The sequence below is a fragment of the Paenibacillus sp. FSL M7-0802 genome (assembly GCF_038004945.1).
GTDB lineage: Bacteria > Bacillota > Bacilli > Paenibacillales > Paenibacillaceae > Paenibacillus > Paenibacillus polymyxa_B.
Genome location: NZ_JBBOSD010000001.1, coordinates 3,438,351 through 3,454,943, shown reverse-complemented (window position 1 = coordinate 3,454,943; position 16,593 = coordinate 3,438,351). Strand labels below are relative to the sequence as shown.

The 16,593-nt window shown below is 47.7% G+C and carries 13 protein-coding genes; 2 read left to right on the top strand and 11 right to left on the bottom strand.

Going from position 1 to position 16,593, the window contains the following annotated elements; all coding sequences use genetic code 11:
• Positions 1-204 precede the first annotated feature (204 nt).
• The 3 genes from MHB54_RS15970 to ftsE all read right to left on the bottom strand — a co-directional run bounded on the left by MHB54_RS15970 (position 205) and on the right by ftsE (position 3,168).
• Positions 205-1,488, bottom strand: coding sequence for a M23 family metallopeptidase (locus tag MHB54_RS15970; RefSeq protein ID WP_264454458.1), 1,284 nt, complete (start codon positions 1,486-1,488; stop codon positions 205-207).
• An 86-nt stretch (positions 1,489-1,574) separates the two neighbouring features.
• Positions 1,575-2,492, bottom strand: coding sequence for a permease-like cell division protein FtsX (gene ftsX, locus MHB54_RS15965; protein ID WP_013312238.1), 918 nt, complete (start codon positions 2,490-2,492; stop codon positions 1,575-1,577).
• Positions 2,482-3,168: a cell division ATP-binding protein FtsE gene (ftsE, locus tag MHB54_RS15960; protein WP_023990620.1), complete on the bottom strand. Its 687-nt coding sequence runs from the start codon at positions 3,166-3,168 to the stop codon at positions 2,482-2,484. Before ftsE ends, ftsX begins: the two co-directional genes overlap by 11 nt.
• A 224-nt stretch (positions 3,169-3,392) precedes the next feature.
• On the opposite strand from ftsE, the gene MHB54_RS15955 reads away from it, so the two are divergent.
• Complete coding sequence (locus MHB54_RS15955) at positions 3,393-4,811, top strand: VanW family protein (RefSeq protein ID WP_254348538.1); 1,419 nt, start codon at positions 3,393-3,395, stop codon at positions 4,809-4,811.
• A 71-nt stretch (positions 4,812-4,882) separates the two neighbouring features.
• Here the strand turns inward: MHB54_RS15955 and MHB54_RS15950 are convergent, their stop codons facing one another.
• A complete protein-coding gene (locus MHB54_RS15950) occupies positions 4,883-6,046 on the bottom strand; it encodes an S-layer homology domain-containing protein (RefSeq protein ID WP_028542121.1) in 1,164 nt (387 codons plus the stop codon).
• Between the two features lie 266 nt (positions 6,047-6,312).
• Between MHB54_RS15950 and MHB54_RS15945 the strand changes: the two genes are divergently transcribed.
• On the top strand, positions 6,313-7,101 hold the full coding sequence (locus tag MHB54_RS15945) for an alpha/beta hydrolase (RefSeq protein ID WP_076264489.1): 789 nt from the start codon (positions 6,313-6,315) through the stop codon (positions 7,099-7,101).
• 74 nt (positions 7,102-7,175) lie between these two features.
• On the opposite strand, the gene MHB54_RS15940 is transcribed toward MHB54_RS15945, so the two are convergent.
• From MHB54_RS15940 to argH, 7 genes are all read right to left on the bottom strand, one after another.
• On the bottom strand, positions 7,176-8,810 hold the full coding sequence (locus MHB54_RS15940; RefSeq protein WP_068938870.1) for a glycosyltransferase family 39 protein: 1,635 nt from the start codon (positions 8,808-8,810) through the stop codon (positions 7,176-7,178).
• 103 nt (positions 8,811-8,913) lie between these two features.
• Positions 8,914-10,515, bottom strand: coding sequence for an ArnT family glycosyltransferase (locus MHB54_RS15935; protein WP_264454457.1), 1,602 nt, complete (start codon positions 10,513-10,515; stop codon positions 8,914-8,916).
• Complete coding sequence (locus MHB54_RS15930) at positions 10,512-10,931, bottom strand: GtrA family protein (RefSeq protein ID WP_023990626.1); 420 nt, start codon at positions 10,929-10,931, stop codon at positions 10,512-10,514. The genes MHB54_RS15935 and MHB54_RS15930 overlap by 4 nt, the downstream gene beginning before the upstream one ends.
• A complete protein-coding gene (locus MHB54_RS15925) occupies positions 10,894-11,901 on the bottom strand; it encodes a glycosyltransferase family 2 protein (protein ID WP_023990627.1) in 1,008 nt (335 codons plus the stop codon). The genes MHB54_RS15930 and MHB54_RS15925 overlap by 38 nt, the downstream gene beginning before the upstream one ends.
• Before the next feature lie 23 nt (positions 11,902-11,924).
• Positions 11,925-14,384, bottom strand: coding sequence for a glycosyltransferase family 2 protein (locus MHB54_RS15920; RefSeq protein WP_053326222.1), 2,460 nt, complete (start codon positions 14,382-14,384; stop codon positions 11,925-11,927).
• Positions 14,377-14,628, bottom strand: coding sequence for a hypothetical protein (locus MHB54_RS15915; protein WP_023990629.1), 252 nt, complete (start codon positions 14,626-14,628; stop codon positions 14,377-14,379). Before MHB54_RS15915 ends, MHB54_RS15920 begins: the two co-directional genes overlap by 8 nt.
• A gap of 514 nt (positions 14,629-15,142) precedes the next feature.
• On the bottom strand, positions 15,143-16,555 hold the full coding sequence (gene argH, locus MHB54_RS15910) for an argininosuccinate lyase (RefSeq protein WP_053326223.1): 1,413 nt from the start codon (positions 16,553-16,555) through the stop codon (positions 15,143-15,145).
• Between the last annotated feature and the right edge of the window lie 38 nt (positions 16,556-16,593).

The window sequence follows — 16,593 nt, the reverse complement described above, 5'->3', positions numbered from 1 at the left end:
AATCGTCCACCGCCTTCTCATTATCTTGTATCCTATTGCCTTACAACGCATATCCATCCACGAAGTATACGTCTAGCTTGTACGGAATATGTTAATTGTATCCTACTCCGTGTCTCAATGCACATGTTCTTCATCGGATATTAACCATTACAGCAAAGCCCTATCTACAACCGTAATGGCTATAAATAGGGCTTACCTTATCTACTATAAATAGTTCATCGGATTTACAGGTTTGTTATTTTCGCGCACCTCAAAATGACAGTGAGGTCCTGTGGAATTGCCCGTCGAACCAACTTCTGCAATTTTTTGACCACGTTTCACAGTCTGCCCGGTATGAACCACCGTACCGCCATTGCGAATGTGTCCGTATAGGGTCCATAGCCCGTCTCCATGGTCAATCACAACCGTATTTCCATAGCCACTCCACCATTCGGCAACAATGACAACACCATCTTCGGCTGCATGAATATCGGTTCCCTGAGGAGCCGCCATATCAACACCTGTGTGGCCTTTAAGCTTGCCGGTAATCGGATGTACCCGCATGCCAAAAGTAGATGAAAGTCGGTAATGGGATACAGGCGAAGCCAATGTGCCCGTTCCGCCTGTATACGTGCTGGCTGCCGCATGGCTGGAATTCGAGGCGGCGCCTGAGGATGAAGATGCATATCGTTTGGCCTCAGCCGCACGTGCAGCCGCTCTAGCGCGTGCTGCTTTGGCAGCCTGCTCCGCTCTAAGCTTGTTCTTCTCCTGCACCAGACCCACACGCTTGTTAGCGAGTGCTACCAGCATGTCATTTTGCTCTTCACTGATTTCATCTGACTCAGCAATATCATGATCGTAATTGGAAATCAGTCTTTGTTTCTCTTTTTCCTTCGAATTCAGTTCTGCTTTGGCGTCCTGCTTGAGCGCATAGAGCTTCTTGGCATTTTTATATTCCGTGTCCAGCTGTTTCTTCTTGCTTACGACCAATGCCTTGTCCTTTTTATGCTCGTCCAACAGGATTTGATCCTGCTCCACGATCGTTTTCAAGGAATCTACCCGGCTGAGAAAGTCACTAAAACTGGACGAAGACATAAGCACGTCCATATATGAGACGGTTCCATCCGTATACATCAAACGCACACGAGTTTCCAGCATTTTTTCCCGTGACTGGATACGATCAATTGCCTCAGCTAAATCTTTTTTAGTCGCACGCAGATTATCTTCCGTTTGATCAATCTGAACCGCAACACGAGTCAGCTGATCACTGACGCTGTTAATCTGATCAAGCACAATTTTCAGGTTTTGCACGGTTTTATTTTTGTAATGTTGGGCATACTGTTTATCTTGAGCAGCCTTTTCCTGTTGTTGCTTGGCAGATTGGGCCTGCTTTTCCAATTGGTTCAGCTGCGAATTGATATCACTCATGCTTTTGGCATATCCGTCAGAAGGCTGGATTAGCAATGCGGCTACCAAGGTAGCGGCCAACACAGATCCTGTTTTTTTCAACTTGCACTCCCCATCCTTTATCGCAAAATAACACCGGGCTTCCCCGTTCTAATTGATACCGACCACGACGTCCAGCCAACGCTTCTTTATACTTTTAAGAACTTGCGCATGGACAGGGTACTGCCAACAATTCCGACCAACATACCCAAAATAATCAGCAATGCACTCAACTGAATCCAAATGCCTTCAAGTGGCATAAGCTTCAACATATTCAGAGCTATATCGCCCTGAACGGCGGTCAGCAAACGCTGATAGCCAGTAAATAAAATACCTACAGTAATAAGGGAACCAATAAGACCAATAAGCGCGCCTTCAATAAAAAACGGCCAGCGTATAAAAAAGTTGGTCGCACCGACCAGCTTCATAATGCCAATCTCTCTGCGTCGTGCCAATATGGTCACGCGAATCGTATTCGAGATAAGGAACATGGACATGATCGCCAGTCCGGCGACGAATATAAAGCCTACATTACGTATGAGCTTCGTAATCGTAAAGAGCGTCTCTACGGTGCCTTTTCCATAACGAACCTTTAAAATCGGTTTCTCTGGATGCAACGTATTCAGCTTCTCAATCTTTTCAGCCACAAATGGAACCGTTGTTGGTTCAATAACCTCTACCACAATTTTGTCCGGGAGTGGATTGCTGTCCTTGTCAAAACCCTCCAGCAGCTCCTTGCCGCTGTCTCCCAAATCTTTGCGCAGCTCCTCCAAACCTTGAGCTTTAGTCACAAAGGTCGTTTTGCTGATTTCCGGCATCGCCGCGATTTCCTTTTGCAGTGTTTCGCGCATGTTCTGCTCTACATTTAGCTCCAGAAATACGTTAACCTCTACCTGACTATCTGCCTGATCAGCCAGGGAATTGACGTTGAGCACCAGCATGATAAATACGCCCAATATAAGTAATGACACAATAATCGAGGTGACGGATGCCACGGACATCCAGCCATTGCGGAATATGTTTTTGAAACCTTCCCGCACATGACGTAAGAAGGTATTAAAAGTCATATCCGTACTCCCCTCTTACCTGATCCCTTACGATGTTGCCATTCTCAATAGCAATTACGCGTTTACGCATGGAGTTCACGATGTCCTTATTGTGGGTCGCCATCACAATGGTCGTACCCCTAAAATTAATTTCGTCCAGCAACTGCATGATCTCCCACGATGTCTCGGGGTCCAGATTTCCCGTAGGTTCATCGGCAATGATCACGGAAGGATTGTTTACGATGGCCCGTGCAATCGCTACACGCTGTTGCTCCCCACCGGAAAGCTGGGCAGGCTCACGATTCATTTTTGTTTTCAAGCCAACCAGTTCAAGCACTTCTGGTACCCGTTTGCGAATCAGCTTCTTGGGAGCTTCAATAACTTCCATAGCAAAAGCCACATTCTCATAAGCCGTCAAACGCGGCAAAAGGCGGAAATCCTGAAAAATGACTCCGATGTTACGACGAACGTAGGGAATTTTACGCTGCTTGAGCTTCCCGATATTAAAACCATTGACTGAAATTTGCCCCTTGGTAGGTACTTCTTCTCTATAAATAAGCTTCATAAAAGTCGATTTCCCCGCTCCAGACGGGCCGACTACGTATACAAATTCATTACGGTCAATTCTGACCGATACTCCTTGAAGTGCGTGGGTTCCGTTAGTATAGGTCTTCCACACATCCTGCATTTCAATCACTCGATCACTTCCCGCTGCTTAATCATATTACGTATAACCTAATATCCATTCGACATATTCCATGCATTTCCTTTAAAAACTTCTCTATTTCATCATACCGTTTATCATTGTAACAAATTTGTTACCTAAATAGTACCGAAAGTTTTCTGCTTTTGGCACATATATATGAATAATATGGCACACGAGTACGCTATCAAGCTTATCAGACAGGAGACATCTGCATTATGAAAAAAATTCATTTATCTGTCATTTGGATATGGGCTGGTGTTCTGGCGCTGGCCATGTTGTGGGGGGGACTTCATCTGTACGCCGACAGACAAACGCTGCCGGAGGGAGTGAGGGTCGGAGGAGTCAACGTAGGAAGCATGGATTACACATCCGCTCTCCGGCTGGTGGATAAAAAGCTGGATGCATTAAAGCAACGCCCACTGCTTCTGACGGACAGTGACAGCAGTGCACAGGATATAAAACTTACACTCGGGGAAGCAGGGATTCGTTATAAAGCGGAGGCATTTCGGAATACCGTTAAGGCGCTCAGCTCGGAGCATCTATGGACTCGTGTGCAGACACGTTTTAGCTTCGAAAAGGAATGGTCTATCGCATCTTTCCGACAGAAGGAGATATTGAAAGCCCAATTCGGAGCCGATTGGGAGGAGCAACGATATGGCATGCCTTTCAATGCTGTGCGTCAGATTGACGGGAATGATCAGGTTCGTTATATTCCGGGGCGCTCTGCGCGACGTCTGGATTGGCCCAAACTGGACGCCGCACTGGATAAGGCGCTGCCCAAGGATTTTACCGCTTCTGAGGAGCCGATACGAGTGGAATTACCGTTCCTTCAGCTGGAGCCGAAAATTTCGGTGGACAGCCTGCGTAACGAAGGGATTGAGCGTAAAATCGTCCAGTTCTCCACCAGTCTCGGCAGCAGCTCGGAAGGACGTGTGTATAACGTCAATTCAGCGGCAAGCACCGTTGATGGTTTAATTCTCAAGCCAGGCGACATATTCGACTACGGTCAATTGATTGCCAAGGCTGAGCGCACTCATGGCTTTCGTGAAGCTCCAGTGATCGTGAACGGTCAGTTGGAGTCCGGCATAGGCGGCGGGATTTGTCAGGTATCCAGCACGGTGTATAATGCAGCACTGCGAGTCGGTTTGGACATTGTTGAGCGCCGCAACCATTCCTTGCCGGTCAGCTACCTGCCCAAAGGTCAGGATGCGACTTTTGCTACAGGGTCCATTAATTTTCGTTTTAGAAACAATACAGGAAAACATTTACTACTTCGTGCGGCTGTCCAAAACCGAACGCTTACTGTTAAATTTTTTGGTACATTTCCGTCCAATGTTTCGTATGAACTGGAATCCCATACGGTTCGCATACTTCCCATACCGGAGAAGAGACTCCGTAATGACTCCCTTTCCCCCGGCTTCTATCAAGTACTTCGGCAGGGCAAAGAAGGGTATGTGGTAGAAACATTCCGGGTAAAAAAGGTGGACGGAAAAACCGTAAATCGCACCCGAATCAGCCGCGATACGTATCGAGCGCAGCAACGCATTATAGCTAGTTATGGCGGTGGCACATCGTCTGAGCCACAAACACGTGAACCCGAGAAGTCTATTGTCGAGGACGGTATAAGCGAATAAACGAAAAATCCCCCTTCCACTGTCGGCTGGACTTGTTCCAGACAGAGTGAAAGGGGGATTTTAGCTATAAATTACTCGCTGCGTTTACCCAAAACAGAAATTTCTACAGGCTCACTTTCGTTACCGTCTGCATCTTCAGCTTTGATTACCAGCCTAACCGTTGCTTTTTGAGCAAGCACACTGATACTAAATGTGCCATCATCTTTGGCTACTGCACTACCGATAGGCAGTTCGTTGGAATAGGCGGTTACTGTGGAACCTGCTTTAGCTGTCCCCGTAATTGTACCTTCTCCGTCATACACATCGTTGACTTTCAGTGCTTTCGTAGTTGCAACCGCGTCAGCAGCTGTGTCTGTAGTGCTATCTGTAGTCGTATCCGTAGTTGTGTCAGTATCTGTGTTGGTATCTATGGTTGTAGAGTTGTCCGTAGTCGTGCTATCTGTGCTGGTACTTGTGCTGCTATCTTCTGTTTCACTGCCAGAAGTAGTCGACGTGTTACCATAAGTGGAATCTGTCACATTGCCGTATGTGGAATCCGTCACCGTTCCACCAGGAGTCGTCGTCAGATTATCAACAGGGCTCAGGTTGTAACCGGAAGCAGCGTCCAGAATAGCAATCGCCTCTGCACGAGTCAGCGACTTCAGTGGCTGGAATTTACCATCCGGATAACCGTTGATGATTTTTTGCTCCGCAGCTGCCGCTACACTTTTCTTCGCCCAAGCTCCAATTTTGTCGGAGTCAATGAATTTAGTAACATCTGCTGCGTTACCGGCAGTGAGTCCAATAGCTTTGCCTACGATAGCCGCAGCTTCTTGACGTGTTACCTTACCATTTGGTTTGAGCTTGTTATCTGCATAGCCGCTTATGTAACCTGCATTCACGGCACTTGTCAGCTCGTTGTATGCCCAGTGAGAGGCTGGTACATCTGTGAACGTTCTGCTTCCATTACCGTTTACTTTTACACTGTCCGCATACGTTACGTCAGTCACTGCTGGAGTATCCTGCGTGAACGTACCCAAGCTGCGATTCAGAAGAACAATAAATTCTGCACGTGTGATTGCCGCATCTGGTTTCACCGCGCCGTCCAATTGTCCTGTGGCTGACCAGCGTTGCACCTGATCTCCTGCCCAATGACCACTTGTAGTTTGAGGAGCAGCTGCCGCTGCGCTGAATGCGCTAAGAATAAGACCTGTACTCAATACACCTGTAACTGTGTTTCTTAACTTTTTTCCCATGCTATAAATTCCTCCTCTGATTGGATTCATCATTCTTTTTTAAACACTTTACCAGAAATCAAACCCAAATAACCCCCAAATTAAAAAAATCGTCCCATATAACCATACCCCCTCCTAATGTAGGATAAATAAGAAACGGGACTTAATACCTAGTCATTCACTTGGATATGTATATTTAGACAGGCTAAGGTATACTGAATGAATACTCGGTCATATGCTGGAACACCGCAATGAGGTCACAAAACCCTAAGAAAAGAGGTCTTCTTATGGCTCTTATTCAATGTCAGTTTTATTCTGAAGTTCTTGGTCTGAGCACATCCATGAATGTTATTCTTCCTCAGGCAACCCGTTCGCAGATTGGACTGGAAGGCAAGCAAGGAACCGGGCCACATCCGGCGCTGTATTTGCTGCATGGCCTATCGGACGATGATTCAACCTGGTTACGTCGAACCTCCATTGAACGCTATGTCGCCTCATTGGGCCTAGCTGTCGTCATGCCCCAGGTACATCGGAGTTTCTATACGAATATGGAGCAAGGCGCGGCTTATTGGACCTTTATCAGCGAAGAATTGCCGGCTTTGGCACGTTCATTCTTTCCTCTGTCCGACAAGCGTGAAGATAATTTTGTAGCCGGGCTTTCTATGGGTGGATATGGTGCTTTCAAACTGGCGCTCCAGCATCCAGAGCGTTTTGCAGCCGCTGCCAGCCTTTCGGGAGTCATGGATTTACACGCATCACGCACCGATCCTATGCAAAATGCGATGAGTCCAGCGGAATGGCTTAACATTTTTGGTCCAGATGAAATACGTGGAACGGATCACGATTTGCTGGAACTGTTACAACGTCATGCTGCTTTGGGGACCTCACTTCCCCGGCTCTACCAATGCTGCGGCACGGAGGATTTCCTATATAAGGGAAATCAGGCTTTTCGTGAAACATGTAATACTGCCGGAGTTCCGCTGACCTACGAAGAAGGTCCTGGAGCTCATGAATGGGGATACTGGGACGCGAAAATTCAGGATGTACTGGCGTGGCTACCGCTCAAAGAGCACTAAACAGGTTAAAAAATCCCCGCAGCTTCCCTCATCGCACCATAGCGAAAGGATAGGCTCGGGGATTTTTATGCACATTAGGGATTTGTCGTGGTCTCCGTCGATGGAGATCCTTTAGTTAGTGACTTGGGTAGCACCTTGTACAAGCGCCACTCACCATTAAACTCACGTTCAAGCTGGACCCAAGGAGCGCCTTTTTCATATAAATTCGGATATACCATATTGATTTTACTCAGTGGCATGCCTGACATGATCTTAGGTACAAGGATATAATCCACATGGCTATCCTGCGGATAACTTAATGCCTTATTGAACAAATAATCACTGGTAATCAGGAAGCGTTTTGGATACTGGCTGTAGACAATCATGGTGTAGGCTGAAGCCGAATCGGTCATAATGGTAGACTTCGGCAGATGCTCATCCAACCAGACGGCAATCTTACGATCTGACTCCTGTCTCACATAGTTCACATTCCCCGTTCGTGTGAGAAAGCTGTTCTCATCCGGTGCAATATCCGGGCGAGTCAATGCATAGGAAAGTAATCCAGCGGTAAGCAGCAGACTGACGGACACCAGGCCAAAGGCTGCCCTCCGCCATCGTCCCTGAAGCTGGCTCAGCTCATAGGGCAACCAGGCTACGGTAATTGGGAACACGTACATAAAATAACGAAACCATCCGTACGAAGATTGCTTCATCATGAGTAAAAATTGCAACCCTGGCACTGACAGGAACAGCAGCAAAATAATCAATGTTCCCCATCGGAACAAGCGTCCACTCAACAGACGAATGAACAGAATAGCAAACAACGGTACCGAATACCAGAGTGTTTTGGAAGCAATAAATTTCAAGGCCACCAGCGGATTGGAGAAAATCTCTACAAACTTATCATCATTCAGCAGCTCTGCCGATTGGGCCGTGTTCGAATACTCCGAATTCAGGAAATAAAAAGCATTCCCCATAATGAGATAGTTAAAGAAAATCCACAACAGCCCGGAAAAGACCACGGGGAGCAGAAGCAGTAACCAAGTTGCCTCTACCTTGTGCAGTTTTTCTCGCAAGGCCAGTTCACGTCTGCCCATGTTTCGATGTAGAAACATGATCGCCAATACCACTCCACCCGCCATTGCCACGCCCAGAGGAACCGCTTCATAGCGAGTCCAGAACGCCATGGCAAGCGCTAATCCAGAAACAATCAGACTTGCCGTCATGCGATCCTTGAGCCACAATGCAAACTCAATCACCGTCATCATAATGAAGTATATGTATAGCGAATCGCTCAGCCCATTGGCACCAAACAGTAAAATAAACGGATTCAGTGCATACAACAGTGCCAGCATGATGCTCATCCCTGAGCTAAGCCCTGTTCTGACCCCCGCCCGATACAGCAACATAGCGGTCAAAGCGGCAAAGGTAGCACTAAGAATGACAGCAGCCAATCCATAGGTGGCTAATGCCGGAAAGATTGGATACAGCAGTAGAATCACCATTTCCAGAAGACTGGGTAGTGGATTCCAGATAAATCCGATTGCGCCCAGATGCGGGTCACGGCTGTACAGCACATAAAATGCATTAGCTACGCGACTGAGCGCGTCTGTGTGCATATATCCCAGAACATAGCTGAAATAGATGCCCGCAGACAGTTCCAATGCAAGTATAAATACAAACAGACCTATAGCCATCCATCTGCTTGCAGACCATTTGCGAAAGGACATTCCTCTCGTTCCCCCTCAAACTTCTTGCGGTGATACAGCTGTAGCCTAATCACACCCTACAGCTGTATGCTTCCCTCCGCTACGATGCACTAAAATATCATAATTATTTCGATTCTTCATGCTCTATTTTGTACAGTCGCCACTGCCCGTCAAAGTCATGTACCAACGAGGCCCACGGCGCTCCCTTTTCGAACAAATCAGGATAGTTCCGGTTCACCTGATCCATCGGTACCCCATCCACCAAGCGCGTGACCAAGACATAATCCACCTTGGAAGCAGGCAGATCCATTAAAGATTCCCCAAAGTCAAAATCACTCGTAATCATAAATTTCTTTGGAATTTTACTACTCAAAATAATCGGATAGGCGGCATAGGAATCTGTCAAAATGAGGGATGAACCATAATGCTCATCCAGCCACGGCGCTATTTTCCGCTCAATAATTTGCCGTTCGTAGCTTTCATTGCCACTATGCGTCAAATAGCTGTGTTCATCCGCTGCAATCGCGGGGTTCGTCAGTGCGTAGGATAACAAACCTGCTGTTACCAACATCCCAACTGTTACCAGAGAGATTCCAATTCCCCTCATTTTTCCCTTTAATAAACTTAGCTCATACGGCAACCAGGCAACCGTAATCGGGAATACATACATAAAATATCGGAACCAGCCAAAAGAAGACTGCTTGAGCATCAGCAAAAGCTGAAGTCCAGGCACCGATAAAAAGATTGCTAATAGCGTAAGCGTGCTCCAACTCAACAGACGTTTGTCCAATAGTCGTATGAGCAAAATGGCAATCAACGGAGCAGCATACCATAAGGTTCGTTGCCCGATAAACTTTAGCATCAGCACAGGGTGGGCAAACATGGCCACAAAGCGTTGATCCTCCAACAAAGCCGCTGATTGTGTGGAATTGGAATACTGCGAGCGTAAAAAGTAAAGTGGGTCGCCCATGATAATCCAGTTAAAAAAGAGCCAAAGCAGGCCGGAAAAGACAAGTGGCAACAATAATAGAAGCCATGTCGCCTCCACCTTGTACAGTCGCTCTTTTAAAGACAATTCCGTTCTAACCCTCTCTCTGTTTGTACGCCACCGGTGCAGAAAAAAGATCGTCAGCAATACACCCACAGCCATCGCAACGCCGAGCGGGACCGCTTCATAGCGTACCCAAAATGCCAATGCAAGCGCAAAACCGGATACGATCAAATTCGCCGCCTTGCGATCCTTCAACCACATACAAAATCGACTCACTGTCAACAGGATGAAAAAGATATATGGCGAGTCACTCAAGCCGTTGAAGCCAAACAGAAACATAAATGGATTCAGTGAAAATAATAGCGCAATCAGCAAGCTGGTTGCACCGTGAAGCCCCAACTGTTTGCCCGTCGCATACAATAATGCCGCGCTCGCCCCTGCAAACAGGCTACTCACAATCACTGCCGCCAGCCCGTGGGAAGCGAGTACCGGAAATAAAGGATAAAACAACAGCACTATCAGTTCCATCAAACTGGGCAGCGGATTCCATACAAACCCGATAGCACCCAAGTGTGGGTCACGACTGTACAGCACATAAAATGCATTAGCCACTCGACTGAGCGCATCGGTATGCATATAGCCAAGATGCCATGCAAAATACACACCCACGGCCAGTTCAAGAGTAGTAATACAAGCAAACAATGATAGCAATTTTTCGTGTTTTCTTAAAATCATGAAACCTCTTTCTGACGCTGTTGCGGAACGGAGAAGATCCAGTAACGGTTCCAGATATAATTATGAACAGGCACGATGATGGTAGTTAGTACTTCACCGATCAGATACGACCAACCGATCCAGTGAATGGTCACGTACATCAGAGCGGCATTTAAGAGCAAGCCACAGGTACAGACCAATAAATATTTAAGAAACTGGGTGCGGCTTCCCTCGCCGGTAGGCTCGAACGTCCAGTTTCGGTTCAGCACATACGAAACGAGCAATGTAACCACGAATCCGATTGTAGTAGCCGTTACTGCTGGTACCGTAAACAACTCCACCAGCAACACAAGCACACCAACATGGATACCTGTACCCAGCAGCCCCACAATACCGTATTTAATGATTGGATACTTTAGATATGAACGTCTGATCATGTTGATTAAACTCCCTGTCCACCCACAATCGGTCAGCATTCGCCCGTTTATCTGCTATCAGATAGCGAGGCCTAGCTTTGACTTCGTGATATATGGCGGCAATATATTCTCCTACCACACCAATTGACAGCATGAGTACACTGCCAATAATCAAGAGCAGCAAAATCACAGTGGTAAAACCGGTCACAGCGTCACCCGTTAATTTGCGCATTAAGGTCTGAATCCCCAATACGACTGAAATCAGCATGAAAATGAGGCCCATCAGACTCACTACCCGCAACGGTACTGTCGAAAACGAAACGATCGCTTCTGCTGCCAGTCGAGTCAGCCCTAGCGGACTCCAGCGGCTTGGCCCCTCTTCGCGTGGAGCCACCCGGAATGAAATCTGGGTTTTGCGGAAACCTAGCCAGGCCGTCATTCCGCGGAAAAACGGCATCCGTTCTGGCATCGCCATCCAGGCATCCACCACTCGTCGATCCAGTAGCTTATAATCGGAGGCATCCTTGAGATTAAAGCCCGTCAAGCGGTTCAGGGTCGCGTAGAACAAAGAAGCTCCGAGCTTTTTGCCCACCGACTCTTCTCCCCGAAATTCTTTCACACATTCGACCAAATCATAACCTTCATTTTGCCATAAACGTACCATTTCACCAATCATTTCAGGAGGATGCTGCAAATCACCGTCCATGACAATGATTGCATCGCCAGAGGCATTTTCCAAACCTGCACACAACGCCAGTTCCTTACCGAAGTTCCGACTCAGTCGGAGCGCGAGCAAAGAGGGCATACGACGGGACAATTCGGACAGCTTGAGCCACGTATCGTCTTTGGAACCATCATCTACTATGATGAGCTCATAGCGTGAGGTGACAACAGACAATACCCCATCAATTACCTTAAGTGAACGCTCGAGATGCGAGCTTTCATTATACATGGGAATGACGACGGATAAAAAAGGTGTTTTTGTCTCCATTCTTGCTCCTTCTTTCTTCATATTCAGGAGGACTGTGCCGGGGTATCATCCAAGTCGTGCATATCGGTCAGACCATGTGTCGTCTTCTCCCAATAGAACGGCTTGGTAATGAGCTGCCAAGCGGCTTTCACCGCAGCTATACTCATAAGTACCCAATATAACGGCGAGAGTAGCCCATATTTGACCATCGCGTATGAAAATGTTCGTTCACCGCGCTCTTCCAGTTCCCCGATGACCCAATACATTCCGGCCACGTTACTGAATACGAACAGAAAGTTACCGATATAAAATTCCGCGCTGGCCAGGTAATACACATACCCCGGGAACAGCTTGGGAATAAAGGATAATTCCCAGCCAAACCATAAAATAAGCAAGCCCCAAAAAATCGGATTCAGCAACGGCAACATCGGAGTTGCCAAAATCATCACCTGAAAGCCGAAAAAGCCCTTCCAGCCCACTTCGCGCACCAGCTTAACCGGATTGCGCATATGAACCAGCCATGTCTGCATATACCCCTTGATCCAGCGTGACCGCTGACGAATCCAGTTGCCCACGCGGCTGTTAGCTTCCTCCCATGTGCGGGAATCGACAATAGCAGTTTTGTAGCCGCCTTTATACAGACGTATGCCCAGATCGGCATCCTCGGTTACATTGTAGGGGTCCCACGCATTAATATCTTTCAATACAGATACCCGAAAATGATTGGATGTGCCGCCTAAAGGAATTGGGGTATCTAACTGCATAATACCCGGCAGCAGTAACTCGAACCACATACTGTATTCTTGAGTGAACCAGCGGGTCAGCAAATTTTGTGTACTATTAAAGTAGTTGAGCTTCGCTTGAATACATGCATAATGCTCAGGGAGTGAATCGAACGCTGCAATGACCTTTTTAAGCTGATCAGCGTCGGGACGATCCTCAGCATCGTAAATCACGACAAACTCGCCACGTGCCCGAATAAGTCCATAATTACATGCCTTCGGCTTGGTTTTCGGCAAACCGTCTGGAACGACCAGTGTCGTGTAATAGGCCGGCAGCTTCATTTCACGAAGTAGCTCGATCGTCTCAATGTCATCCTCTTCAATCAGCAGCCGCACGTCCAGCTTGGACTTTGGATAATCCAGCTGCTCCAAATTCCGCAACAACATCGGAAGCACGCCCGCCTCCTTATACATAGGTACAAGAATGGTATAGATCGGCAGTTTCTTTTCATCCATGGCGTCAACCTCTTCCTTCGTAAAACGAAGCTGCGCCCCACGCCGGGAACCGAGATAAATAATGCCAAATTTAAATAGCGTCATCGCAAAATAAAACAGCTGAATCATCATATTGATGATCAACACCGTTTTCCAACTGTTCCACAAGAGACCGAGCAGTGTAATCATACCCATAGCTGCGAACACCCAAAGTTGTCCCTTTGTAAAAGTCGTCCGCGCCGAATTGTGCGGTTCTTTTTCCAATAGCCCAGTCGTGCTCTCCTGCATCATTTCTTCACCGTAGATTTTACCCCAGAGCTGCTCCATCTCTTCCTTCGTAGCAAGCACCTGCTCTACCGGCATACCCAGGATTTCCTCCAGCTTCAAGCGTCGCTCTTCTGGCAACGGATCGCTAACCGCCACAATATATCGGTTCATATACTGATGGATGACGACCACGCCATAAGCCATTGCCACTTGCTCGGGTAGTTTGTACGCCGCATCCAGCGCCAGCTCCTCACCAATGCGCCCGATTCGGTTCTGTGTAGCAATCGCGCGGTACAAATCCGCAGGTTCCAGCATTTGCAATGACAGCAAGATGTCGCCGAGCAGCCCGCCGCTCTTCGCCTGGAACTCCAGTGCGCGCTCCAGTTGTTCCGGTAATATATAGCCGGAACGAACCAGCATATCGCCTAGGCGCTCCTTGGACTCGTCGCCGTCAACCTGCTCTTGGAGCTGCTCGGCTGTAATGAAGCCCATCTCTACAAGAATATCACCCAACCTGCCACCGTAACGCTTCTGGTTACGGATGGCATCTGTCAGCTGATCGCGGGTGATCATCCCGTTCTCCACCAGTTGATCCCCCAGACGGGCCTTGCCGTTTCGTCCACTCTGCGTTCCTGTTGCCGCCTCTTCGCCTTCCGTACCAGGGATACTGGAACCAGCGCCCATAGCAGCTCCTGCTGCTGTCTGTTCCTGCCCAGAGGCATATTGGACTTGAGCCTCCTGCACCTGTCCATCCTGTATCCCTTCATCCAGCAATTGTTCCACAGCTGCTGCTGTATCATTGGCGTTCTGTATCGCCTGGATACGAAGTTCTGTATCCTGAAGTCGCCGTTCTAACTCTTCAATATGAAAATCAAGCTTGTACAGCACCGGGGCCTGCTCTAACCGCTGAGCCTCTAGCTGTTGTTGCAGTTGTTCGATTCGCTGACGCTCTTCTTTTATTCTTCTCTTGGTTTGGCGAATTGAAACTCCTCCAACCTGCCACCTAAGCTTGTCACCCATGAATTCCCGCCCTTTCAATCCAGCGCCGCTCTTCCGCAAGCGCATCCGCAAGCAGCTGCTTTAACTCCGCATCCCGCTGCTTTTTCCGTTCCAGCGCCGCGTGGAAAAGTTCCCGCTCCTCACGCAGTAACTCCTCCGCTTGCACCCGTTCCTCATGCAATGAAGATATCAGTTGATCGGCTTCAGAAGCGCGATAACCGAACCAAGCGCTCTTTAACTGACGCGCCGTCCTTTTAGTTCTCATAATACCTCCCTAGATCATCCCGACTCTGCCTTCAGCTACATCGACTTTAGAGCTTTTACTTGCCGTTCTCCCGAAACCAGGACATACCTATGTTCTCATTCAAGCCCTTCATTTACACATTTATGAAATTGTCCTAATCAAAAGTGCCTCTAGTAACTTGACATTTATTTATTGAATATAGTTCTTGTCCTATTGAATTGGTAATTCAATGAAAAACTTAGTGCTATTCTACCATAATCATCGTAGGCGTAGTATACAAAAATGTAAATTCTAGAAACTTTCACACTAGCGTATTAGTAGGTATTTAGAACTATAAATTAAATGCTATGAAAAATACCTTCCAGGAAATCTATGCATTTCATGATCATTGGGATCATGAATAAAACAAATACCTCAAAAAGCACAAAAGACACCGCGAACGGTGCCTTTGAAACCTAGATTGCTAATTCCTTAAAATCTGATTTTACACAGCATCCCGCTACTATTGCAAGACAATAATATCTTTCTTTACTGATTAATTTTTCGGCTTGTGCCCTTCAAACCATGTTGATGTATTCGCCAGGAGCTGTTCACTGCGCCCAATGGCTGCCTGTACCTGCCCAGTAGCGGTTCCGCCATATACATTCCGTGCATTAACTACCGCTTCTGGTTGAAGCACCTCATAAATACGATCGTCGAACAGATCCGAAAACTGCTGAAATTCGTCCAGTGTCAGATCAAGCAAATATTTTCCATGCTGGATGCAATACAGCACGGTTTTGCCAATGACCTCATGCGCCTGACGGAACGGAAGCCCTTTGCCGACCAAAAAGTCCGCAATATCAGTTGCATTGGAGAAATCCTGGTTGACCGCTTGACGCATGCGATCCTTGTTCACCTTCATCGTGGCGATCATCGGTGCGAACAGTTGCAAGGCTCCTTCCAGCGTGGCAACGGTATCGAACATCCCTTCCTTGTCCTCCTGCATGTCCTTGTTGTATGCCAGCGGCAAGGATTTCAGTACAGTCAACAAGCCCATGAGGTTTCCATAGACACGTCCGGTTTTACCACGTACCAGCTCGGGCACGTCCGGGTTTTTCTTCTGCGGCATAATGCTGCTGCCTGTGCAAAAAGCATCATCCAGCTCGATAAAACCAAACTCCGTGCTGCTCCATAGCACCAATTCTTCGCTCAGACGAGACAAATGCGTCATAATCAGCGAGGCGCCAGCCAGGAACTCTACGATAAAATCCCGGTCGCTGACGGCATCGAGGCTATTTTCATATACGCCATCAAATCCCAGTTGCTCGGCTACAAAATGACGGTCGATCGGAAAAGTGGTCCCGGCCAAAGCGCCAGCACCGAGCGGCAACACGTTAATCCGCTTGTAGCTGTCTTTGAGTCGGTCAATATCACGCTCCAGCATAGACACATACGCCAGCAGATGATGTGCAAATAAAATAGGCTGCGCACGCTGCAAGTGTGTGTATCCAGGTACAATCGTGTCCAGATTATCCTTTGCCTGCCCGATTAATGCAGCTTGTACATCATGCAGCATACCCACCAGCGATACCACACGTCCGCGCAAATACAAGTGCATATCCGTTGCTACCTGATCGTTACGACTACGCCCAGTGTGCAGCTTACCCCCGACCGGACCAATGGCCTCGATTAGATTTTTTTCGATATTCATGTGAATATCCTCATCCGAAACAGAAAATTCAATTTCCCCACGGCGGATACGCTCTAGGACCGTGTGTAGTCCTCCCTTGATCGTGTCTGCATCCTCCTGCGGAATAATTCCACATTTCCCCAGCATGGCCACATGAGCCAAACTGCCTTGAATATCTTCTTCCGCCAACGTCTGATCAAACCCGATAGAAGCCGTATATTCCTCTACCAGCTTGTTCGTTTGCTTCGTAAACCGTCCGCCCCATAGCTTACTCATTGCATGATCCCCTCTCTGCAATACAAGCCGCCCTCGTC